The sequence below is a fragment of the Ruegeria sp. AE4 genome, from assembly GCF_056542185.1.
Window position 1 is genome coordinate 202,041 of the sequence record NZ_JBQFZK010000001.1, and the last position, 20,672, is coordinate 222,712.

Consider the following 20,672-nt stretch of genomic DNA (forward strand, 5'->3'; position numbering starts at 1 on the left):
GATCCAGCTTCATCTGGCCCAAAATATCCCGGAGAGCGCGAGAGGCTGGCCTCTCGCAGCACAGGCTTCACTGCTGTGCCCAACGCTGTTCAAGCTTTTCCAGCGCCGCAACACGTTCATCTGTCTTGGGATGGCTCATCAGCCATGCCGGGACCACCCCGGCGCGTTGCTGTGTCAACTCTTCCAGCTTGTGAAACAGTGATTTCTGCGGACCGATCCCAATCCCGGCTTTTGTCAGCAAGGCGGCCGCATATTCATCCGCTTCATACTCATCCCCCCGCGACAGGCGCGAGGCGATCAGTGCGGTCAACGCATTGGCAATCATAGCTCCGACAAAAGGGATGAACCGGTTCAGGACCATGATCAGCGCCGTGCGCATCGCATTCTGCCCTGAAAAATCGATCATCCGCCGCCGCGCGTGACCCAGCGCCACATGGCCCAACTCATGCGCGATTACACTGGCCATTTCCTCAGCCGAAACCTCGCCGTTGCGGAACTTGAGGTAAAATCCCCGCGTGATGAATATCCGCCCGTCCGGCGCGGCCAGCCCGTTCACCGGGTCGATCTCGTAGATATAAACCGGAACCCGCTCGATCTCGAGCGCGGCAGCCAGCCGGTCGGTCATGCGCTTGAGGGCCGGGTCAACAAGCTCGGTCGACTTTGCGTCCAGTTCCCGATGGGTGCGCCAGACGGAAATCCGGTACATCACAATTCCATAGGCAATGGCCAGCAGGATAGGGGTCAGACGCAGCATGGGCTAGATATGGGTTTTCAACACCCCAAGAGCAAATGGAAAATAGAAGCTTCTCACAATCCAGCCGCATTTCAAAGTGAGGCTGCAGAGCGCGACCGTGTTCATGGATCGCTTTCAGGTTGCGGAAGCGTACGTCCAATTTTATAGCAATGTTCCAAAAGCGCCTGTCGCCGCGGGGCTGATCCGGTCGCGCCATGCAACAGCTCGAGTTTCCGGGGTGAAAACCCGAAATACCCGAACGTGCCTTTGGTCCAGAGTGTCTCAAGCGCGTCGGTGTATCCTTTGGCTTCCATTTCGTCAGAACGCGCACCGGCTGGCACCAACAGTAATCCTGTTCGCGACCTCTGGAGGGACTTTTCCGGGTCGTCCAACTGATCGTAGGCCCAGTCCCACATCCACACGCGGTCGACCCAGCCTTTCATCATCGAAGGCATTCCCCACCAGAACAACGGAAAGGCCAGGCAGATTGCATCGGCGCGCGCAATCCGTGTTTGTTCCGCAAGTATGTCTTGCGGTGCGCCCGTGCCTGCTTCGCCTTCTATATCCGCCATTGACCAGCGTGGATCGAACCCTTCTGCATGCAAATCCGCAACCTCGGTGGTATGGCCAGCCGCCTTTGCGCCTTCGCAGAGTTTCGCGACAGCGGCGGCCGTAAAGGAGTTCGGCTTTGGGTGATCCAGGATTGTCAGCAGATGCACAGTCAGCTCCTCAGGTTTTCAAACGGCAACCGGGTTACTGTGAAAGCTCAACCCTGCTTGAGGTCAAGGTATTAATCAGCAGGAATACCTGATGGTGTGTTTCACCGCGTCAGCTCGCGCATTCCCTTTTCCAGACCAGCCAGTGTCATGGGCACCATGCGATCTTCAAAGATGTCGCGGATCATGCTGATGGAATGGGTATATTCCCAGTATTTCTCGGGCACCGGGTTGATCCACAGGTTTGACGCCCACTGTTCGCGCGCGCGTTGCAGCCAGACTTGCCCGGCTTCCTGGTTCCAATGTTCATTGGCACCGCCGGGATAGGCGATTTCATAGGGGCTCATCGAGGCGTCGCCGACAAAGATGCACTTGTAGTCGGATCCATAGGTGCGCAGCACTTCGTGGGTCGGGGTCTGTTGGTTCCAGCGGCGGCGATTGTCGCGCCAGACCCCTTCATACAGGCAATTGTGAAAGTAGTAATATTCCAGATGCTTGAACTCGGTTCTTGCAGCGGAAAACAGCTCTTCAACCACCTTGATGTGCGGGTCCATCGAGCCGCCGACGTCCAGAAACAACAGCACCTTCACCGCGTTGTGACGCTCGGGCCGGGTTTTGACATCCAGATAGCCATGCTCGGCCGTGGCGCGGATGGTGCCGTCCAGATCCAGCTCTTCGGCTGCTCCCTCCCGCGCCCAGCGGCGCAGGCGTTTCAGGGCGACCTTGATGTTGCGGGTGCCCAGTTCAACCGTGTCGTCCAGGTTCCTGAATTCCCGCTTGTCCCAGACCTTGACCGCACGCTGGTGGCGGCTTTCTTTCTGACCAATACGGACGCCTTCAGGGTTGTACCCATAGGCCCCGAACGGAGAGGTTCCGGCGGTGCCGATCCACTTGTTGCCGCCCTGGTGGCGGCCTTGTTGTTCCTTGAGTCGTTCGCGCAGTGTTTCCATCAGCTTGTCGAAACCGCCAAGCGCTTCGATTTCGGCTTTCTCCTCGTCCGACAGGTGTTTCTCGGCCATCTTGGCGAGCCAATCGGCGGGGATATCGACAGCTTCCAACACCTGATCGAAACTGATCTCGCCCAATCCCTCAAAGCTGGCGGCAAAGGCGCGGTCGAATTTGTCGATATTGCGCTCGTCCTTCACCATCGACACCCGGGCAAGGTAATAGAATGCTTCGACATCATAGGTGACCAGACCTTTTTTCATGCCTTCCAGAAAAGTCAGATACTCCCGGAGCGATACCGGGATGCCCGCTTTGCGGAGGTTTTCGAAAAAGGGCAGGAACATCGCGTCACGCCACCATGCGAAGCAGAACCAGCGAGATCACCAGCCCCACAAGCGCAAAAGCGATCCCATATCCGGCGGCATACTGCGCCATGTCGGCGCCGTTTCCATTGCGTTTTTTTGCGGTCAAAGCGCCCAGGATTGCACCCAGTATCGCCATTCCCAGTACTAGCAACATATGCGTTTCATCCGTCTTTCGTGCTGTCAGCGGGGCTTCGGCCACTGTTTTGAGCCAGAGATTGAGCCACCAAATCCGAACCGAACCCGTATCGCGCCCATCCAAGGCTGTCCAGCCTGACGGCACGTGCCTGCTGCAATTGACCGGCCTGTTTCAAGGCCTCGGACTTCAGCAGCAGCAAGGTTGCCAGAAGCGAAGCGTTTTCCGCGCGGGTCATCACGTCGATGGCCTGATCCAGTTCGGGCAGGACCTCGGGCCCGCGATCCTGCGCAAGCGCAAAGGCTGCGGTCTGGGTTAAGACATAAGCCTGATGAACCTCGGTTCCGGGCGTCGCGCGAAGAAATTGTTGCGCGATCTTGAACTGCCGCTGGGCTTCTGCCGGGTCACGAAACTGCTCCATCCGGCCCATCAGGTAGTGGGGATAGGCGCGGCGGTGATCCGTCCATCCCAGTTGCTGCCCGATGCGGGCTGCCTTTTGTGCGGCGCGCATCTGTCGGGGGGAACCCGGCCCCGGTCCCAGTGATTTCTGGATCGCGTTGATCCACTCTCGGGGGGTATTTGTGGGGGGTTGCGCAGCTAGTCGGTCGCCGCGTGGATTCAGACGGCTGAGAATTCCGGGGATGACGGCAGCGACCTGATCGCGGGTCATGCCGGTGTGCAGTTCGGGCGCATAAGCCGCGCGCAGGATCAGCATGTCGAACCCGGTCAAGACCGTATGAATATTGTCGTCGTTGAACACCGAATCCGGCAGATGATAGAGGTCGTTCAGAGGACCAAGGGACTGTGCCAGTTCTTCGTGCAGACAATCGCGCATTTCCTGCGGGCTGACATCGTAGGGGATGAAAATCCCCAATCTTTCGCGCTGGCGCAGCTCAACCCAACTGCTTTTGGGTTTGCGGCGGTCGCGCTGATACTCGGTCAGGCTGGACGCGTTTGGCACCACGAAACAGGCCGCGTTTGGCAGAATTTGCAGAATGTCCTTCTGGCTGACCGCTTCGATCGTGATATTGGCCTGCCCGTCGTTGATTTGTCGGATGTTGATACCCGCCTCGCGCTTCAGGCGGTTCAGCAGGCGGGTCAAATCCTGCTGCATACTTTGTGTCGGCGATCCGGTCAGGCGAACGGTGATCGGCGTTTCGAACCGCGTGAACACGGGCAGTGCGGCCCCGCTTTCCAGTTCGAAATGCAGGGACAGGAAATCCGACGCGATGTTCGTATTGGACCGTGCCGGTGGCGAAGGGCGGGGTGCCGCAAAAGACTTGGCCGGCGGCAACGCCACTTCGACATATGGGACATCGTTCCCGAGTTCGATTGTCTCGACAGACGTGCAGCCAGCGATAACCAGCGCCAGAAAAAGGGCGCCCAAACGCATCATGGGCGGGCGTACTTGATGAACGGTGTCAGGGTGCCGATGCGATCATAAAGGTGGCGTGCCGTGGTGTTGAACTCTTGCGTCAGCCAGTAAACGGATGGGGCGCCCTGGCGATCCGCCTCTTCATAAACCGCCTGAATCAAGGCGCGACCGACGCCCGTTCCTCGGGTTTCAGGTCGGGCGAACAGGTCTTGCAGATAACAGACCTTTTCCACTTTCCAGGCGTGGCGATGGAACAGGTAGTGCGTCAGTCCGACCAAAACACCATCCTGTTCCGCGACAAAACAGGAAAAATCCTGCGGGTCGTCGCCCACCAATCTGGAAAAGGTCGTTTCATACACGTTTTCAGGCAGGGTGGTTTCATAAAACGCCAGATAATCCCGCCACATTTCGGCCCACTGATCTTTGTCCTCGGCCCGCAGGGTCCGGATAGTCTGAGCGTTCGCCAAGTGATGACCCCAATACTGCTGCTTTGCAACGCGGTTGCGTCAGGTATCTCGATGCTGACACCCGAGATACCCAATGGCAAGCCGTGATCACAGATTGTTCACACGCAGGCTAGCGTTTGCCACGTGCCATGAATGCAAGACGTTCGAACAGATGCACATCCTGTTCATTTTTCAGCAAGGCGCCATGCAGCTTCGGCAGCGCGCTGGCCCCGTCACGCCTGAGGTCTTCCGCCGTCAGGTCTTCGGCCAGCAACAGTTTCAGCCAGTCCAGCACCTCCGAGGTCGAGGGCTTTTTCTTGAGCCCTTGCGTCTCGCGGATTTCATAGAATTGCGTCAGCGCGGCGGTCAGAAGTGCGTCCTTGATGCCGGGGTGATGCACATCAACGATCCGGCGCATCGTTGCCTCGTCCGGAAAGCGGATATAGTGGAAGAAACAGCGGCGCAGGAACGCGTCGGGCAGCTCTTTTTCGTTGTTCGAGGTTATAATGACGATGGGGCGGTGCTTGGCCCGGACCGTCTCGCCCGTTTCGTAGACATGGAACTCCATCTTATCGAGTTCCTGCAACAGGTCATTGGGGAACTCGATATCCGCCTTGTCGATTTCGTCGATCAGCAGAACAACCTTTTCGTCGGCGTCAAAGGCCTGCCACAACTTGCCCTTGCGGATATAGTTCGACACGTCATGGACACGCTCTTCGCCCAATTGGCTGTCACGCAGGCGGCTGACGGCATCATATTCATAAAGACCCTGCTGCGCGCGGGTGGTGGATTTCACATTCCACTCGATCATTCTCAGCCCCAGCGCACCGGCCACTTGCCTTGCCAATTCGGTCTTGCCGGTACCGGGCTCGCCCTTCACCAGCAGGGGGCGCTCAAGCGTGACAGCGGCGTTCACGGCAATGGTCAGATCGTCGGTGGCGACATATTCGGCTGTACCTTGGAAACGTGCGGTCATGGGCCTCTCGTGCGTATATTGTGTTGGACGGGCAGCTTGTGGTTTCCGGGTTACAGAGCGGCAAGGTTTTTTACAACCCGCGTCCCTGCGTCGCCCCTCGGGAATTGTGCTGCAACTCCAAGCCCTTTTGCTTGATTCCGGTAAAGACCATTCGCAGGCGTTGTGCCTGTCGCCCCAAAAAAGCCTGTCAAATTTCATAGAAATACAAGGTTTTGTTGATGTTTGTCTCATAGTTAGACAAATCCGCGGGGGTGCACTGTCGTGCAACGTTTGTGTAGTGACATTCCACCGCCCGTCGGCTAAACGCTGCGCAGAAGGGAGAGCCAAATGTCAGCTGAAACAGCCGCGAACGACGTCACTGGCCAAACCGAGGGAGCAAATATGAAGCAGGAAGTTTTTCTGCCGGAAGATTACCGTCCGGCCGAAGATGAGCCTTTCATGAATGATCGTCAGCTTGAGTATTTCCGTCGCAAGCTGCTGGATTGGAAGACAGAGTTACTGGCTGGTAGCCGCGACACCATCGAAGGGCTGCAAGACAACACCCGCAACATTCCGGACGTCGCGGACCGCGCCAGCGAAGAAACAGACCGTGCGCTGGAACTTCGGACCCGTGATCGTCAGAGAAAGCTGGTCGCAAAGATCGACTCGGCCCTGCGCCGGATCGATGATGGCGAATACGGGTATTGCGAAATGACGGGCGATCCGATCTCGCTGAAGCGTTTGGACGCGCGACCGATTGCAACCATGACACTTGAAGCGCAAGAGCGCCACGAGCGTCGCGAGAAGGTCCACCGCGACGATTAATCGCCGGGTATGTGTAAGAAATCCAAGCGCCGGGGCCTGTGGCTCCGGCGTTTTTGCGTTATGCGGGTGTCATGAAGATAGACGGATTGAAATTCTGTGTAATCGGCGGCGGAATCGGCGGGCTGGCCTCGGCACTGGCGCTGCAACACCGTGGGGCGCATGTCACGCTTCTGGAGCAAGCCCCGGCCCTGACCGAAGTCGGTGCTGGTTTGCAGATCAGTGAGAACGGGATGCGCGTTCTTCATGCCCTTGGTGTCACGGGTCTTTCCGTCGGGCAGAAGTCCCATGGAACGGTCTTGCGCGATTACCGAAAAGGGCGCGTGGTCAGTCAACTGCCGGGCCCCTCAGCTGGTCCGACCTATTACTATCACCGTGCCGACCTTCTGAACCTTCTTCATGACGCGGCTTGTGCGGCAGGCGTGGATATCCGGTTGGGCGCCAGAGTTCTGCATGTGCAAAAGCATCCCAACGAGGCAGAGGTGGTCTTGGCGTCAGGCGAGCGAATTCGCGCTGAATGCGCCATTGCGGCCGATGGCGGCCGCAGCGTGCTCCGCCCGGCTCTGAACGGGGCAGAGACGCCGGAGTTCACGCATCAGGTGGCGTGGCGCGCCACCATCCCCTGGCAGCCCGGTCGCGACCCGGTTTCGGCGTCCCTGACCATGGGGCCGGGGCGGCATGTGGTGACCTATCCGTTGCGCGACGAAAGCATGATGAACATTGTCGCGGTCGAGGAGCGTTCGGACTGGCGGGAAGAAGGATGGCGTCAGACGGGCGATCCTGACGAGTTGCGTAAGCGATTTGCAGATTTCGGTGGCCCCGTGCGCGACATTCTGTCGAAAGTCACCGATGTGCATCTGTGGGCATTGTTTCTGCGGCCTGTCGCGCAAAACTGGCAGAATGGCCGATTGGTTCTGCTAGGGGACGCGGCCCATCCGACGTTGCCATTCATGGCACAAGGGGCATGTCTGGCGCTCGAGGACGCCTGGGTGCTGGCGCGCGCGTTTGACGAACGATCGGGTATCACCAACGCACTGGCGGCCTATGAAACAACCCGCAAGCCAAGGGCGCAGCGCGTTGTCGCGGCGGCCGGGTCAAATGCGCGGAACTTTCATCTGCGCGGTCCAGCCCGTATGGCTGCGCAATGTGTGCTGCGGGTCGTTGGTGCCCGGTTGTCACAACGCTATGAGTGGATCTACAGTCACGACGTCACGGCTGCCTAGGGCCTCAAAGATCCAGGTCAATCCAGACAGGAACGTGATCGGATGGCTTTTCGTGCCCCCGAACAGCGGCATCAATCTGGCAATCCCGCATGAGGTCGGCCGCTTGTGGCGTCAACAGGAAATGATCAATCCGAATTCCGTCATTCCGGTTCCACGCGCCAGCCTGATAATCCCAGAAAGAATAGTGGTCGGGACCCTGCGTTGTCGCGCGGAAGGCCTCGGTAAAGCCAAGGTTCAGAATCTTTCGAAAGGCGGACCGGCTTTCCGGGCGGAACAACGCGTCTTCCCGCCAGGCATCGGGGCGTTTGGCATCCTCGGCCTGTGGGATGATGTTGTAGTCTCCGGCCATCAGGGCCGGCTCCTCTGACTTCATCAGGGCCTGCGCGCGGTCGTAAAGCCGTTCCATCCAGGCCAGCTTGTAATCGTATTTCGGCCCGGGTGCCGGATTCCCGTTGGGCAGATACAGCCCACAGAGTCGCAGGGCCTTTTTGCCCACGACGGTCGCCTCGATCCAGCGTGCCTGTTCATCATTGTCATCGCCGGGAAGGCCGCGTGATACATCCTCCAGCGGAAGCTTCGACAGGATCGCGACACCATTGAAGCTTTTTTGCCCGTGTGTTTCCACGTTGTACCCGCGATCTTCAAACATCTCGCGGGGGAAGTTTTCGTCGACGGATTTGATTTCCTGAAGAAGAACAACGTCGGGTTGGGCATCGTCCAGCCAGCGGGGCAGCGCCTCGGTTCGCGCCTTGATGCCATTGATGTTGAACGTGGCGATTTTCATGCGCGATCCTCCGAAGCCTTGTGGCAACCTATCGCTCAGAACGGGCCCAGCGGCAAGTCGGAGATCGGACTAGCGAGGCTCTGCCTCGCGCTCCGGGATATTTTTAGCCAGATGAAGAAACTGATCCTTAACCATTTTCTCGATACTTGAAAGGGCGGTACAGGCGGGGACGCCGATGACCGCGCCAGGTGAAGCTCTCTAGTCGTTTTGGTCAGAGAGCGGATCCCTGCTTCATCTGGCTGAAAATATCCTGGGGGTGTGGGGGCAAAGCCCCCACCGGTTACATCGAAAACGACGTGCCGCAGCCACAGGAAGAGGTGGCGTTGGGGTTGTCGATCACAAACCGCGCACCAATAAGTTCCTGAGTAAAATCTATCACCGCGTTTTCAAGAAAGGGCAGAGAGACCGGGTCGACGATGACTTTCTGCCCTTTGCCTTCAAGAATGAGGTCGTCGGTGTTTGGCGTGTCCAGAGCGATTTCATATTGAAAACCGGAACATCCACCGCCCTCCACTGCGACACGCAGGGCTTGCCCCTGTTCCGCGGCACCGATTTCGGCAAGGCGGTCAAAGGCGCGTTCGGTGACTGATGGGGGCAGATTCATGCCGGTCTCCAAAGGTTTATTTCCCAAGCGTCCTACAATATATGAAACCAAAAGACAGGCGACAAGGACAAGGCCTTTGGACAGAGCGGGTTTTGCTTCGGACCCAGACCGCGCAAGGGGGCGGCTGGTGCCAGAGGAAGAAAGCAGCTTCCGGTCATGCTTTCAGCGTGATCGCGACCGGATCATTCACGCCAGTGCGTTTCGGCGGCTCAAGCACAAGACGCAAGTCTTTGTCGAGCATGAAGGTGACAGTTATCGAACACGGCTGACCCATTCCATCGAAGTCGCTCAGGTCGCGCGAACAATTTCAGGGGCGTTGGGCCTGAATGCTGAACTCACCGAAGCTGTAGCGTTGGCGCACGACCTGGGTCATACGCCCTTTGGTCATACGGGTGAGGACGCCCTCCACGCGCTGATGGCGCCTTACGGGGGGTTTGATCACAACGCTCAGGCCATTCGGATCGTAACCAAGCTGGAGCGGCATTATGCCGGGTTTGACGGATGCAATCTGACCTGGGAGTGCCTGGAGGGTATCGCCAAGCATAACGGCCCGGTTGTTGGCGAATTGCCCTGGGCCCTGGCGGAATGCAACCAGGGCTTTGACCTTGAACTTCATACCCATGCAAGTGCCGAGGCGCAGGTGGCGGCCTTGTCTGATGACATTGCTTACAACAATCACGACCTTCTGGATGGGTTGCGTGCGGGGTTGTTTGAAGATGATGATCTGCGCCACCTTCCGATCGTGGGGGCGTGTTATGCGGATGTGGATGCGAAATACCCCGGTCTTGATCCGTATCGGCGGCGTCATGAAGCACTGCGGCGGGTTTTTGGGGTCATGGTGGCAGACGTCATCACAACGTCGCGCGACTTGATCGCGGCCTCGGGCGCGCAGTCGGTCGAAGAGATTCGCCATCTTGGGCATCCTGTCATCCAATTCTCGACCGGGACTTGGGCGGATCTGAAACAAATCAGGGCGTTCCTGTTCACCCGGATGTATCGCGCACCCAGCGTCATGAAGGTGCGGGCCGAGGTTGCAACGGTTGTCGAAGACCTGTTCCCGATCTACCTGAACGATCCGAAACAGATGCCGGCACGCTGGCACGAGGATATTGAAGCTGCGGCGGACGAGACTGCTCTGGCCCGGATCGTATCGGACTATATTGCAGGAATGACCGACCGCTTCGCTTTGCAGGATCACGCCCGGCTGACGGGCTGATTGCGCCGCAATGAAACGGGTAATGGTCCATGTTTGCGACCTTTATTGCGGGTTGATTGGTACCTTGCGCAGGCGGGAAGCGATGATCAGAAGCCGTACGACGGACAGTGCGCAGGGTACTTGAAATCTCAGACAGAGGATATCTGGGCGCCATTGGCAGACATTGGGCGCAAACCATGTCCAAACAATAGGCGTCCATTGACCTTGCCGTGATGCATGGTAAACCGCCGGGCAAGCAAAAGGACATCCGAAATGAACCTGTTTTCCGAGATCCGCGGCCTTGTACTGGACGCGCTGGCACAGATGCAGTCCGAAGGCGCGTTGCCCGAGGGGCTGAGTTTTGACAACGTGGCGGTCGAACCGCCGCGTGATGCGGCGCATGGCGACATGGCGACCAATGCGGCGATGGTGCTGGCAAAACCGGCCAGGATGAAACCGCGTGACATTGCCGAGGCATTGGCAGGGAAGCTGGTGGCAGATGACCGCATCACCAGCGCCGATGTGGCAGGTCCGGGCTTTCTCAATTTGCGGCTGGCACCGTCGGTCTGGCAAGGCGTGCTGGCGGCTGTGCTGGAGAAGGGCACCGATTATGGCCGCTCGACTATGGGCCATGGGCAAAAGGTCAACGTTGAATATGTTTCGGCCAACCCAACCGGTCCGCTGCACGTGGGTCATACACGGGGTGCGGTATTCGGTGACGCTCTGGCAAGCCTGCTGGCCTATTCGGGCCATGACGTGACCCGTGAGTATTACATCAACGACGGCGGCGCGCAGGTGGATGTGCTGGCGCGCTCGGCTTACGAACGCTATCGCGAGGCCAATGGTCTGAGCCCCGAAATTGCCGAAGGTCTTTATCCTGGCGACTACCTGATCCCGATCGGTGAGGCGTTGAAAGAGAAATACGGCGACAGCCTGATCGACAAGCCGGAAAGTGACTGGCTGGAAGAGGTGCGTGAGTTCTCGACCGACGCGATGATGGATCTGATCCGCGCTGACCTGAAAGCGCTGGGCGTTGAGATGGACGTGTTCTTCTCGGAAAAATCGCTCTATGGCACTGGTCGGATTGAGGCCGCATTGCAATCGCTGACTGACAAGGGCCTGATCTATGAAGGCGTGCTCGAGCCGCCGAAGGGCAAAAAGCCCGAGGATTGGGAGCCACGCGAACAGACCCTGTTCAAATCGACCGAACATGGCGATGACGTCGACCGCCCTGTCAAGAAATCGGATGGCAGCTGGACTTATTTTGCCCCGGATATTGCTTATCACTATGACAAGGTGACCCGTGGCTTTGACGCGCTGATCGACGTGTTTGGCGCCGACCATGGCGGCTATGTCAAACGAATGAAGGCAGCTGTGTCGGCGCTGTCCGACGGTAAGGTGCCGCTTGATATCAAGCTGACGCAGCTGGTGAAGCTGTGGAAGAATGGTGAGCCGTTCAAGATGTCCAAGCGGGCAGGGAACTTTGTCACTCTGCGCGATGTGGTCGATCAGGTGGGCCCGGACGTGACGCGGTTTGTTATGCTGACCCGCAAGAACGATGCGCCGTTGGATTTCGATTTTGACAAGGTGCTGGAACAAAGCCGCGAGAACCCTGTGTTCTACGTTCAATACGCACATGCCCGTGTCATGAGCGTGCTGCGCCGTGCGGCCGAAGCTGGAATTGCGGCTGATGATGCGACCCTTGCGGACGCTGACCTGAGCAAGATCGATCATGCCTCGGAACTGGTTGTTGCCAAGAAGCTGGCAGAATGGCCACGGCTGGTCGAGATTGCCGCCCGGACCAATGAACCGCACAGGGTCGCCTTTTACCTTTATGAACTTGCAGGCGACTTTCACGCGTTGTGGAACAAGGGCAATGACGAGACGCAATTGCGTTTCATCCAGGATGGCGATGTTGCCACAAGCCAGTCAAAAATCGCTTTGGCCCGGGCCGTTTCTGTTGTGATTTCAGCGGGCTTGGGTATTCTTGGCGTTACTCCGGCGCAGGAGATGCGGTAAAAAATATCGCCCGAACCGCCGGTATGAGGTAGGCAAGAAATGACCCGCGGGCCTTATTTTCAGGCGCGAAACGGGCAGTGAGGCGGACATGGCGAGTTACGATTACTCGGGGCATCAAAGCCCCGGGCAGATTCATTACCCGAATCAAGCGCATTCTGATGATGTGTATGATTTTCCCGAAGATATGCAGGAAGATGACGCGCCGCGAGGCTCGTTTGGTCTGGGCAGGGCAGTCAATTTCCTGGGGGCTGTTGCTTCCTTGGCGCTGGTCGCTGGTGTCGGGGTCTGGGGCTATCAACTGATCATGCGCGATGTCAGTGGCGTGCCGGTTGTTCGCGCCGCCGAAGGGCCGATGCGTGTACAGCCGGAAAATCCGGGTGGAACACCCGCCGATCATCAGGGCTTTGCCGTGAATGCCGTCGCCGCCGAAGGCAGCGCTGCGGCGCCGGCCGACCGGTTGATCCTTGCACCGCGCCCGGTGTCCTTGACAGACGAAGATCTGCCCGCCGGAGAACTGAAGCCGACCCCTGCGCTGCATGTTGTCGAAGAACCTATCACCACGCAGGAGGCCGCGCGCCTGCGCCAGAACGCAGTAGATGCGCTGGTTGCGGAATTGGCGGGTGCGGCAGCAGAAACGCAGCAAGAGTTCGAAGACGGTGTGCAACTGGCATCGCTGACCACCCCTGATGAAGAACCCGCCATTGACCCGGCAGATTTTGCTGCGGCCTTGCCGGACCCGAGCTTCGCAGAGTTGCCGGGTGTGCGCCGATCGTTGCGCCCTGTGACGCGTCCGGCACGGTCCACCCGCAGTCAGGTCGCGCCCAGCGAGAATTCCGAAGACGCCATCAATGCAGCGGTGAAAGCCGCGGTCGGGGTGGATGTTGATCCGGATACACTGGCAAAGGGAACCCGGCTGGCGCAGCTTGGAGCTTATGACAGCACGCAAGTGGCACAGGCCGAGTGGGACCGATTGAATGGTCAGTTTGGTGATTATTTGTCGGGAAAACAACGAGTTATCCAGAAAACCTCAAGTGGTGGACGGACCTTTTACCGCCTGCGTGTTCTGGGGTTCGAAGACCTGAGCGACTCGCGCCAGTTCTGCGCTGCTCTGGTCGCGCAAGGCGCTGATTGTATCCCGGTGGCCGTGAGGTGAAGTTCGGAGCAGCGATCACAGATGCTGAAGGACTGCGCCTGACGCAGGAGGAAAGAGACCTGTTTCACCAGATGAACCCGTTTGGGTTTATCCTGTTCTCCCGCAATATTGAAAGCGCCGATCAGGTGCGGGCCTTGTGTTATGATTTCCGCGAGGCCGTTGGGCGCAACTGCCCCATTACCATCGATCAGGAAGGTGGGCGCGTGCAGCGTTTGCGCGCACCCTTGGCCCGCGAATGGCTGCCGCCGCTGGATCATGTGATCAGGGCGGGTGATCAAGCGGAACGCGCCATGTACCTCAGGTACCGCCTGATTGCGGATGAGCTGTTTGGTCTGGGTATCGACAGCAACTGTGCCCCCATGGTCGATGTGGCGCGGCCCGAGACCCACGCGTTTCTGAAAAACCGCTGTTATGCCTTTGATCCTGAGCAGATTTCCAGGATCGGCAGGGCCGTGGCACAGGGTCATCTGGATGGGGGTGTTCTTCCGGTTCTCAAGCACATTCCCGGCCATGGCCGTGCCACTCTGGACAGTCACCATGACCTTCCGCACGTTGATTTGCCGCTGGAAGAGTTGGAATACAGCGATTTCGCGCCGTTCCGCGCCTTGAATGACCTGCCGATGGGGATGACAGCACATCTGGTCTTCGATCAGATCGATCCCCGGCCAGCCACCATTTCTGCGGCCATGATGGGCCTGATTCGAGACAATATCGGCTTTGGCGGGCTGATCATGACCGACGATATTTCAATGAAAGCGCTCAGTGGGGCGTTGACGGACCTCACACGGCAATCTTTGCAGGCGGGCTGTGATGTGGTCCTGCATTGCAATGGCAGTTTTTCTGAACGTGCCGCTGTGTTGGAAACTGCCGGGGAGATGTCGGATGTGGCACAAGCCCGCGCAGAACGGGCGCTGGCGCTGCGGAAACCCCCGCGGGAACTTGACATCCAAGCCGCCGAAGCGGAACTATCTGCCCTAATGGGCGGGCAGGTATATGAACGATAATCTTTTTAGCGAAGACCCTGTCTCGGTCGCGGATCGTCTTGCGGCCGAAGCGCTGATTGTTGATGTCGACGGCTTCGAAGGCCCGTTGGATGTTCTGCTGACCCTGTCCCGCACGCAAAAAGTGGATCTGCGCAAGATCTCGGTTCTTGCGCTGGCGCAGCAATATCTGGCCTTTGTTGAAAAGGCGCGTGCGCTGCGCATTGAACTGGCCGCCGATTATCTGGTCATGGCGGCGTGGCTGGCCTTTCTCAAGTCCCGTCTACTGCTACCGCCAGACCCGGATGACGACGGGCCATCGGGTGAAGAGCTGGCCGCGCATCTGGCGTTTCAACTTGAACGCCTGCAGGCGATGCGTGACGTCGCTGCACGGTTGATGGCCCGCGACCAACTGGGGCGTGATTTTTTCAAACGCGGGCAGGGCGAGGACGTCACCCGCATTCGCACCGTGACTTATTCTGCCACGCTTCTGGACCTGATGCAGGGTTATGCCCGTATCCGCACCCGTGACGAATTCCGCCCCTTTGTGATGGACCGCGATGCGGTGTTCACGATGGAGCAGGCACTGGAGCGGATGCGCCCGCTGATCGGTTTTGCGGGGACGTGGACCGATATGGAAACCTATCTGCCCGATGGTTGGGATACTGACCCGGTGCGCCGCAGATCAGCAACGGCTGCGACCTTTGCGGCCTCGCTGGAACTGGTGAAAGAAGGACATATGGAGATCAAGCAGAGCGAGACATTCGCGCCGATCCATTTGCGTAAGAGGACCCAGACACGTGACTGACGCCCCAGAAGAAACCGGCACCCTGTTCGAGGCGCCACCGCTGGCGGAACAGGAGCGTATGGTCGAGGCCGTTTTGTTTGCCAGCGCAGATCCGGTGACGATTGCCGACCTTGAGGCGCGGATGCCGCATGGAAGCGACGCCGCGCAAGCCGTTGAATTGCTTCAGAGACGTTACGAGGGGCGCGGCGTGCGCGTGGTGCGCGTTGGTGAGGCATGGGCGATCCGTACGGCCCCTGATCTGGGCTTTCTGATGCAGAAGGAAACGGTTGAGACCCGTAAACTCAGCCGCGCCGCGATTGAGACATTGGCGATCGTGGCCTATCACCAGCCCTGCACCCGCGCCGAGATTGAGGAAATTCGCGGCGTATCAGTCTCTCGCGGGACGATTGACCAATTGCTAGAGATGGAGTGGATCAGGTTGGGCCGCCGCCGCATGACACCGGGTCGTCCGGTGACATTTGTGGTGACGCCAGAGTTTCTGGATCATTTTGGTCTGGAGAACGCCCGCGATCTGCCAGGTCTCAAGGAATTGAGGGCTGCGGGATTGTTGGAAAACCGGCCTCCACCGGGGGCTATCCCGCTGGGTGAGGGGCGCGAGGACGAAGTGGACGAGGACCAGTCGGAACTGTTTGAGGAGTAATAACCCGGACAGGTCACTACAGGTCAGGCGCGGAACCTGCGGCAGTAAACGCGGGTTATCCGACACATGCACCGTTGAAAGAAATTCTGAGGATTAGACGGCCGCTTTGAAGTGCTTGGACAATTTCAGGCCTTGCCCCTGATAGTTCGATGCAATCCCGGCACCATATAGCTGCGTGGGCATCTCAGCCATTTTCTCATAGACAAGACGCCCGACCACCTGTCCGTGTTCCAGCACGAAAGGCGCTTCGTGGCATCGCACCTCAAGCACACCGCGTGACCCGGCACCGCCTGCTGCGGCATGGCCAAAGCCGGGATCGAAGAACCCGGCATAATGCACTCGGAATTCACCAACCATTGCCAGATAAGGTGCCATTTCGGCGGCATACATCGGCGGGATATGGACCGCCTCGCGGCTGACAAGGATATAGAATGCGCCGGGGTCAAGTATGATGCGACCGTCCTTGGTGTGCACTTCCTCCCAATAGTCCTGGGGGTCGTATTCGCCAATTCGGTCCAGATCGATTACCCCGGTATGGGGCTTGGCGCGATAGCCGACCAGATCGGTGTCGGGCAGTTGCAGATCGACCGAAAAGCCAAGACCATCATGAATCACAGCAGGCCCGTCCACCAACGGCGATTCGGCGTGCAGGGCGGTCAGTTCGGCGTCAGACAAGACGGCCTGACCCTGACGGAAACGGATCTGGTTTAGACGCATACCGGGTCGGACCAGAACTGAAAACGAACGTGGACAGATCTCGGCGTACAGCGGGCCTTTGTAGCCTGCGGGCACGCGATCGAACTCGGTGCCACCATCGGTGATGGTACGGGTCAGAAGGTCAAGCCGCCCGGTCGAGCTTTTGGCATTGGCGACGGCGGTCATGTCGCGGGGCAGGGCAAGCGATTCCATCAGTGGCACCAGATAGACGCAGCCCTTTTCCAGAACAGCGCCGTCCGAGATGTCGATGCGGTGCATTTCAAACTCGGCCAAGCGATCCGTAACAGTCCGTCCTTCGCCCGCGAGAAACGAGGCACGTACTCGGTAAGCAACTGTTCCTAAACGCAAATCAAGGCTGGCCGGTTGAATTTGCGCTGGCAGAACATCGGGGTTGGCGGCAATCTCTCCGCGCGCGATCATCGCTTCGATTTGCTGGTTCGCGCAAACACCTGTCATCTCGATCCCCTCGTGTGCCAGAGCGGGATCTGGCCTTTGTGCCATAAACGTCGGTGTGATTTGGTCGGGCTAGCAGGACTCGAACCTGCGACCTTCCGTCCCCCAGACGGACGCGCTACCAGGCTGCGCCATAGCCCGACGTTGGGCCGTTCATAAAGATTTTCCCGGCAGGGGCAAGAGGAAAACACTGCCTTTTTTCCTAACCCGTCGCCTGTGTTTCGACCCGATCCAGCCAGCGGCGCAGGTCTTTTGCAATTGGTGCAATCCGGCGCAGAAGTTCGTCGTCAAAGTCGGCGCACTTCCACGCCAGCGAAGCAATTCCGCCCATCAGGGGCGCTGTGTTCAGGTCAGACTCTGGTTCTTGTTCTGACACAGCTGCGGGAAGTGCTTCGGCCTGCACACCTTCATTCACCGGCTGCTTGGCCGGTTCGTCCAGATCCATAGGGATTTGTTCGGTGGCTGCAGCTGGTTTGGGTTCGAACGGCACCACAGTACCTTGAACGGGTTCAATCAGGGCAGGGCCCGGTTCGTCCAGAGGCGGAGACAGTGCTGCGACATGTGCGACGCCTTGCTCGCGCAGGATTCGCTGTACGCCTTTGATTGTGGTCCCGTCTTCATGAAGCAGTTTCTTGATGCCCCCCAGAAGACGCATGTCATTGGGGCGATAATACCGGCGCCCGCCCGCGCGTTTGACCGGTTTGACCTGAGCGAACCGGCTTTCCCAGAAACGCAAAACATGGGCCTGAACACCAAGCCAATCCGCTACTTCACTGATCGTGCGAAACGCGTCGCGGGATTTGCTCATATCCGCGTGACCCTGGGGTTACTTGCGATTCCCGACGGCGACGCGATCTTTCATAAGATGCGACGGGCGAAAGGTCAGTACGCGGCGGGGCTGTATCGGAACCTCTTCGCCGGTTTTGGGGTTGCGTCCGACTCGCGCGGTCTTGTCGCGAACACTGAACGTACCGAAGGACGAGATTTTCACCTGCTCACCACGCACCAGAGCGTCGGACATGTGGTTCAGAACGCTTTCGACCAGCTGCGCACTTTCGTTGCGCGAAAGCCCAACTTCGCGAAAGACGGCCTCGCTCAGATCCATTCGAGTCAGTGTATTGTCGCCCATGTCATTTCCCCTGTTGCTGTCAAAGCATACGGGTACGGCAAATTCGCTGTCAATATCAATGAATTGCAAGAAGCTGTGTAAGCTGGATTGCGCCGGTTACCAGCGCAGAACCACTGCGCCCCAGGCCAGACCGCCGCCAATCGCTTCGGTCACGATCAGGTCACCGGGTTTGATCTGCCCGCGTTGTTTACCAACCGACAATGCCAATGGGATGGATGCAGCCGAGGTGTTGCCGTGATCCTGAACGGTCACAACTACGTTTTCCATTGGCAGGCCCATCTTTTTGGCCGTGCCCTGAATGATGCGAATATTTGCCTGATGAGGAACAATCCAGTCTACGTCAGCGCTGCTCAGCCCGGCGCGGCTCAGGGCTGTCTCAGCGGTTTTGGTAAGCTTTTCAACGGCATGTCGGAAGACCTGATTGCCCTGCATCCGCAGATGCCCGGTGGATTGGGTCGAAACACCCCCATCGACATAAAGCAGGTCCTTGAAGCGCCCATCCGAGTTCAGATCGGTTGCGAGTATGCCGCGATCCGCAGCGGTGCCTTCGCCGTCCTGTGCTTCGAGCACCAATGCGCCGGCGCCGTCCCCGAACAAAACGCAAGTCGAGCGGTCGGTCCAGTCCATAATCCGGGAAAAGGTTTCGGCACCAATGACCAGCACGCGTTTGGCTTGGCCGGACAGGATCAACGCATTTGCGTTGCTGAGCGCGAAAACGAATCCCGCGCAGACAGCCTGTACGTCGAAAGCAAACCCCTTTGTCATGCCCAGCCGGGCCTGAACCATGGTTGCGGCAGAAGGAAAGGTCAGGTCCGCGGTCGAGGTCGCCAGGACAATCGCGTCGATATCATCCGCTGTCAGGCCCGCATCGGCCAGCGCAGCCTCGGCAGCCTTGGTGGCCAGGTCCGACGTCGTTTCGTCATCGGCGGCAAAGTGACGGCGTTCGATCCCCGACCGGGTTCTGATCCACTCATCCGTCGTGTCCAGCGTTTTCTCGAACTCGGAATTTGGAACAATACGTTCCGGCAAATAATGCCCGACACCTACTACAACTGAACGGCCTGCCATTTTTGAGGTACTGCCTTTTTTGTTATTTATCGGTCTGCGGCGCAGCTTGCGCGGCATCTTGTGCAAGCTGGGCCGTGGATGCAACCCGCGCAGCTAATTTTTCGGCAAAGCCGGACTGTGCCAGAGTAAAGGCCAGTTTGATCGCCGCCGACACTCCGGTCGCATCTGCCCCGCCATGGGATTTAATAACTGTCCCGTTCAGACCCAGAAACACGCCACCGTTTACGCGCCGCGGATCAATGCGCTTTTTCAGGCGCTGTAGCGACGTGATGGCCAGGACCGAAGCCAATCGGGACAACGGAGAGTATTTGAACGCCTCGCGCAGAAGATCTCCGATCAGGCTGGCGGTGCCTTCACCCGTTTTGATCGCGACATTGCCGGTAAACCCATCGGTAACAATGACATCTGCCTTGTCACCGGGAATGTCGCTGCCTTCGACAAAGCCAACAAATTCGAAATTCGCCTGTTCCGCGAAATCCGAGATCAAGGCGTGTGCTTCTTTCAGTTCCGCGCGGCCTTTATGCTCTTCTGTGCCAACGTTCAGCAGCCCGATCCGGGGTCGGTTCAGGGCCATGCCGTTGCGCGCATAAGACGCGCCCATCAGGGCGAATTGCAGCAAGTCCTTGGCGTCGGCACGCACATCGGCGCCCACGTCCAGCATCACATTGAACCCCTGCGGGTTGCGCGAAGGCCACAGGATCGCGATTGCGGGGCGGTTGACACCCGGCAATTTGCGCAGGCGCATCATTGACAGGGCCATCAGGGCACCGGTGTTGCCGCAGGACACAGCGCCATGGGCTTCGCCCTGACGAACCGCTTCCAGCGCGGACCACATTGAGGTCTGCTTGCCGTTGCGCACAACCTGGCTGGGCTTGTCCTCCATCGTGACAACGTCGGGGCAATCACGAAAAACGACGCGCCCTTCAAGGACACGTCGTTTGGCAACCAGCTTGCGCAATACCTGTTCGGGCCCGTGCAGCAGGAACCCGATATTCGGGTTCTTGCCAGCCGATTTCGCCAGACCTGCAACGACGACAGCGGGACCTGCGTCCCCTCCCATTGCGTCAACCGAGATGGTGATCCGTCCGGCGTGCGTGGGCTGATCGTTCATGCCTTGGCCTGCGCTCGATCAGGCTTAGGCTGCGTCTTCGTCCAGATCGATTTCGTCGGCCTGTGCGACGACTTCGCGATCGTCATAGTGGCCGCAAGATGCACAAACGTGGTGCGGGCGTTTCAGCTCGCCGCAGTTCGGGCATTCGTTCGGGTTTGCAGCAACCAGAGCGTCGTGTGCGCGGCGGTTGTTGCGACGCGACTTGGAAACTTTGTTCTGTTGGACGGCCATGGTCTCAACCTTTGTCTGACTGGGGGCCGCAGATTCGCTGCCGACCCGGGTTTCGTAGTTCGTTTAT

Annotated in this window: 23 protein-coding genes and 1 tRNA gene; 8 read left to right on the forward strand and 16 right to left on the reverse strand. The window is 58.6% G+C overall.

Annotated elements, in window-relative coordinates; all coding sequences use genetic code 11:
* Nucleotides 1-67 precede the first annotated feature (67 nt).
* The 7 genes from ACR0EK_RS01030 to ACR0EK_RS01060 form a co-directional block, all read right to left on the reverse strand.
* Nucleotides 68-754, reverse strand: a complete 687-nt coding sequence (locus ACR0EK_RS01030) for a M48 family metallopeptidase (protein ID WP_480564347.1) — start codon at nt 752-754, stop codon at nt 68-70.
* Between the two features lie 101 nt (nt 755-855).
* Nucleotides 856-1,452: an NAD(P)H-dependent oxidoreductase gene (locus ACR0EK_RS01035; RefSeq protein WP_480564351.1), complete on the reverse strand. Its 597-nt coding sequence runs from the start codon at nt 1,450-1,452 to the stop codon at nt 856-858.
* A gap of 101 nt (nt 1,453-1,553) precedes the next feature.
* Nucleotides 1,554-2,738, reverse strand: coding sequence for a vWA domain-containing protein (locus ACR0EK_RS01040; RefSeq protein ID WP_480564354.1), 1,185 nt, complete (start codon nt 2,736-2,738; stop codon nt 1,554-1,556).
* A 4-nt stretch (nt 2,739-2,742) separates the two neighbouring features.
* A complete protein-coding gene (locus tag ACR0EK_RS01045) occupies nt 2,743-2,913 on the reverse strand; it encodes a hypothetical protein (RefSeq protein ID WP_209503658.1) in 171 nt (56 codons plus the stop codon).
* A 7-nt stretch (nt 2,914-2,920) separates the two neighbouring features.
* On the reverse strand, nt 2,921-4,288 hold the full coding sequence (locus ACR0EK_RS01050; protein WP_480564357.1) for a DUF2927 domain-containing protein: 1,368 nt from the start codon (nt 4,286-4,288) through the stop codon (nt 2,921-2,923).
* Nucleotides 4,285-4,734: an N-acetyltransferase family protein gene (locus tag ACR0EK_RS01055; protein WP_480564360.1), complete on the reverse strand. Its 450-nt coding sequence runs from the start codon at nt 4,732-4,734 to the stop codon at nt 4,285-4,287. Before ACR0EK_RS01055 ends, ACR0EK_RS01050 begins: the two co-directional genes overlap by 4 nt.
* A gap of 109 nt (nt 4,735-4,843) precedes the next feature.
* The gene (locus tag ACR0EK_RS01060; protein WP_480504831.1) at nt 4,844-5,689 is read right to left on the reverse strand and encodes an AAA family ATPase; all 846 of its coding nucleotides are present in this window, start codon (nt 5,687-5,689) and stop codon (nt 4,844-4,846) included.
* Nucleotides 5,690-6,070: 381 nt separating this feature from the next.
* On the opposite strand from ACR0EK_RS01060, the gene dksA reads away from it, so the two are divergent.
* Together dksA and ACR0EK_RS01070 are read left to right on the forward strand one after the other, a co-directional pair.
* A complete protein-coding gene (gene dksA / locus ACR0EK_RS01065) occupies nt 6,071-6,493 on the forward strand; it encodes an RNA polymerase-binding protein DksA (protein ID WP_209504868.1) in 423 nt (140 codons plus the stop codon).
* Between the two features lie 71 nt (nt 6,494-6,564).
* Nucleotides 6,565-7,713: an FAD-dependent monooxygenase gene (locus ACR0EK_RS01070; RefSeq protein WP_480564363.1), complete on the forward strand. Its 1,149-nt coding sequence runs from the start codon at nt 6,565-6,567 to the stop codon at nt 7,711-7,713.
* 4 nt (nt 7,714-7,717) lie between these two features.
* On the opposite strand, the gene xth is transcribed toward ACR0EK_RS01070, so the two are convergent.
* The gene (gene xth / locus ACR0EK_RS01075; protein WP_480564366.1) at nt 7,718-8,497 is read right to left on the reverse strand and encodes an exodeoxyribonuclease III; all 780 of its coding nucleotides are present in this window, start codon (nt 8,495-8,497) and stop codon (nt 7,718-7,720) included.
* 280 nt (nt 8,498-8,777) lie between these two features.
* Nucleotides 8,778-9,101, reverse strand: a complete 324-nt coding sequence (locus ACR0EK_RS01080) for a HesB/IscA family protein (RefSeq protein ID WP_267363969.1) — start codon at nt 9,099-9,101, stop codon at nt 8,778-8,780.
* Between the two features lie 76 nt (nt 9,102-9,177).
* Here ACR0EK_RS01080 and ACR0EK_RS01085 point away from each other — a divergent pair, with 76 nt between their 5' ends.
* The 6 genes from ACR0EK_RS01085 to scpB all read left to right on the forward strand — a co-directional run bounded on the left by ACR0EK_RS01085 (nt 9,178) and on the right by scpB (nt 15,896).
* Nucleotides 9,178-10,317: a deoxyguanosinetriphosphate triphosphohydrolase gene (locus ACR0EK_RS01085; RefSeq protein WP_480564369.1), complete on the forward strand. Its 1,140-nt coding sequence runs from the start codon at nt 9,178-9,180 to the stop codon at nt 10,315-10,317.
* 252 nt (nt 10,318-10,569) lie between these two features.
* Complete coding sequence (gene argS / locus ACR0EK_RS01090; RefSeq protein WP_480564373.1) at nt 10,570-12,315, forward strand: arginine--tRNA ligase; 1,746 nt, start codon at nt 10,570-10,572, stop codon at nt 12,313-12,315.
* Nucleotides 12,316-12,403: 88 nt separating this feature from the next.
* Nucleotides 12,404-13,468 (forward strand): SPOR domain-containing protein, encoded by a 1,065-nt coding sequence (locus ACR0EK_RS01095; protein ID WP_480480522.1) that lies wholly within the window; start codon nt 12,404-12,406, stop codon nt 13,466-13,468.
* Nucleotides 13,465-14,472 (forward strand): beta-N-acetylhexosaminidase, encoded by a 1,008-nt coding sequence (nagZ, locus tag ACR0EK_RS01100; RefSeq protein WP_480564376.1) that lies wholly within the window; start codon nt 13,465-13,467, stop codon nt 14,470-14,472. The genes ACR0EK_RS01095 and nagZ overlap by 4 nt, the downstream gene beginning before the upstream one ends.
* Nucleotides 14,462-15,256: a segregation and condensation protein A gene (locus ACR0EK_RS01105; protein WP_480538046.1), complete on the forward strand. Its 795-nt coding sequence runs from the start codon at nt 14,462-14,464 to the stop codon at nt 15,254-15,256. The genes nagZ and ACR0EK_RS01105 overlap by 11 nt, the downstream gene beginning before the upstream one ends.
* Nucleotides 15,249-15,896 carry an SMC-Scp complex subunit ScpB gene (scpB, locus tag ACR0EK_RS01110; protein WP_480564379.1) on the forward strand — a complete coding sequence of 216 codons (648 nt, stop codon included), beginning with the start codon at nt 15,249-15,251 and terminating at the stop codon, nt 15,894-15,896. Before ACR0EK_RS01105 ends, scpB begins: the two co-directional genes overlap by 8 nt.
* A 93-nt stretch (nt 15,897-15,989) precedes the next feature.
* On the opposite strand, the gene ACR0EK_RS01115 is transcribed toward scpB, so the two are convergent.
* The 7 genes from ACR0EK_RS01115 to rpmF form a co-directional block, all read right to left on the reverse strand.
* Nucleotides 15,990-17,069, reverse strand: coding sequence for a 2'-deoxycytidine 5'-triphosphate deaminase (locus ACR0EK_RS01115; protein ID WP_480564382.1), 1,080 nt, complete (start codon nt 17,067-17,069; stop codon nt 15,990-15,992).
* Between the two features lie 61 nt (nt 17,070-17,130).
* Nucleotides 17,131-17,207: transfer RNA gene (locus ACR0EK_RS01120), tRNA-Pro, on the reverse strand.
* A gap of 61 nt (nt 17,208-17,268) precedes the next feature.
* On the reverse strand, nt 17,269-17,874 hold the full coding sequence (locus tag ACR0EK_RS01125) for a MerR family transcriptional regulator (RefSeq protein WP_480564385.1): 606 nt from the start codon (nt 17,872-17,874) through the stop codon (nt 17,269-17,271).
* A gap of 18 nt (nt 17,875-17,892) precedes the next feature.
* Entirely contained in the window at nt 17,893-18,195 is a 303-nt protein-coding gene (gene ihfA, locus ACR0EK_RS01130) for an integration host factor subunit alpha (protein ID WP_209503673.1), read from the reverse strand.
* Between the two features lie 96 nt (nt 18,196-18,291).
* Nucleotides 18,292-19,263, reverse strand: coding sequence for a beta-ketoacyl-ACP synthase III (locus ACR0EK_RS01135; RefSeq protein ID WP_480564388.1), 972 nt, complete (start codon nt 19,261-19,263; stop codon nt 18,292-18,294).
* Between the two features lie 22 nt (nt 19,264-19,285).
* Entirely contained in the window at nt 19,286-20,374 is a 1,089-nt protein-coding gene (gene plsX, locus ACR0EK_RS01140; RefSeq protein ID WP_480480536.1) for a phosphate acyltransferase PlsX, read from the reverse strand.
* Nucleotides 20,375-20,398: 24 nt separating this feature from the next.
* Complete coding sequence (rpmF, locus tag ACR0EK_RS01145; protein ID WP_008756996.1) at nt 20,399-20,605, reverse strand: 50S ribosomal protein L32; 207 nt, start codon at nt 20,603-20,605, stop codon at nt 20,399-20,401.
* Nucleotides 20,606-20,672 lie beyond the last annotated feature (67 nt).

Coding starts and splice junctions, on each gene's coding strand:
- ACR0EK_RS01030 (WP_480564347.1), bottom strand. CDS start 754: ATGCTGCGTCTGACCCCTATCCTGCTGGCCATTGCCTATGGAATTGTG.
- ACR0EK_RS01040 (WP_480564354.1), bottom strand. CDS start 2,738: ATGTTCCTGCCCTTTTTCGAAAACCTCCGCAAAGCGGGCATCCCGGTA.
- ACR0EK_RS01045 (WP_209503658.1), bottom strand. CDS start 2,913: ATGTTGCTAGTACTGGGAATGGCGATACTGGGTGCAATCCTGGGCGCT.
- ACR0EK_RS01050 (WP_480564357.1), bottom strand. CDS start 4,288: ATGATGCGTTTGGGCGCCCTTTTTCTGGCGCTGGTTATCGCTGGCTGC.
- ACR0EK_RS01060 (WP_480504831.1), bottom strand. CDS start 5,689: ATGACCGCACGTTTCCAAGGTACAGCCGAATATGTCGCCACCGACGAT.
- dksA (WP_209504868.1), top strand. CDS start 6,071: ATGAAGCAGGAAGTTTTTCTGCCGGAAGATTACCGTCCGGCCGAAGAT.
- ACR0EK_RS01070 (WP_480564363.1), top strand. CDS start 6,565: ATGAAGATAGACGGATTGAAATTCTGTGTAATCGGCGGCGGAATCGGC.
- xth (WP_480564366.1), bottom strand. CDS start 8,497: ATGAAAATCGCCACGTTCAACATCAATGGCATCAAGGCGCGAACCGAG.
- ACR0EK_RS01080 (WP_267363969.1), bottom strand. CDS start 9,101: ATGAATCTGCCCCCATCAGTCACCGAACGCGCCTTTGACCGCCTTGCC.
- argS (WP_480564373.1), top strand. CDS start 10,570: ATGAACCTGTTTTCCGAGATCCGCGGCCTTGTACTGGACGCGCTGGCA.
- ACR0EK_RS01095 (WP_480480522.1), top strand. CDS start 12,404: ATGGCGAGTTACGATTACTCGGGGCATCAAAGCCCCGGGCAGATTCAT.
- ACR0EK_RS01105 (WP_480538046.1), top strand. CDS start 14,462: ATGAACGATAATCTTTTTAGCGAAGACCCTGTCTCGGTCGCGGATCGT.
- ACR0EK_RS01115 (WP_480564382.1), bottom strand. CDS start 17,069: ATGACAGGTGTTTGCGCGAACCAGCAAATCGAAGCGATGATCGCGCGC.
- ACR0EK_RS01125 (WP_480564385.1), bottom strand. CDS start 17,874: ATGAGCAAATCCCGCGACGCGTTTCGCACGATCAGTGAAGTAGCGGAT.
- ihfA (WP_209503673.1), bottom strand. CDS start 18,195: ATGGGCGACAATACACTGACTCGAATGGATCTGAGCGAGGCCGTCTTT.
- ACR0EK_RS01135 (WP_480564388.1), bottom strand. CDS start 19,263: ATGGCAGGCCGTTCAGTTGTAGTAGGTGTCGGGCATTATTTGCCGGAA.
- plsX (WP_480480536.1), bottom strand. CDS start 20,374: ATGAACGATCAGCCCACGCACGCCGGACGGATCACCATCTCGGTTGAC.
- rpmF (WP_008756996.1), bottom strand. CDS start 20,605: ATGGCCGTCCAACAGAACAAAGTTTCCAAGTCGCGTCGCAACAACCGC.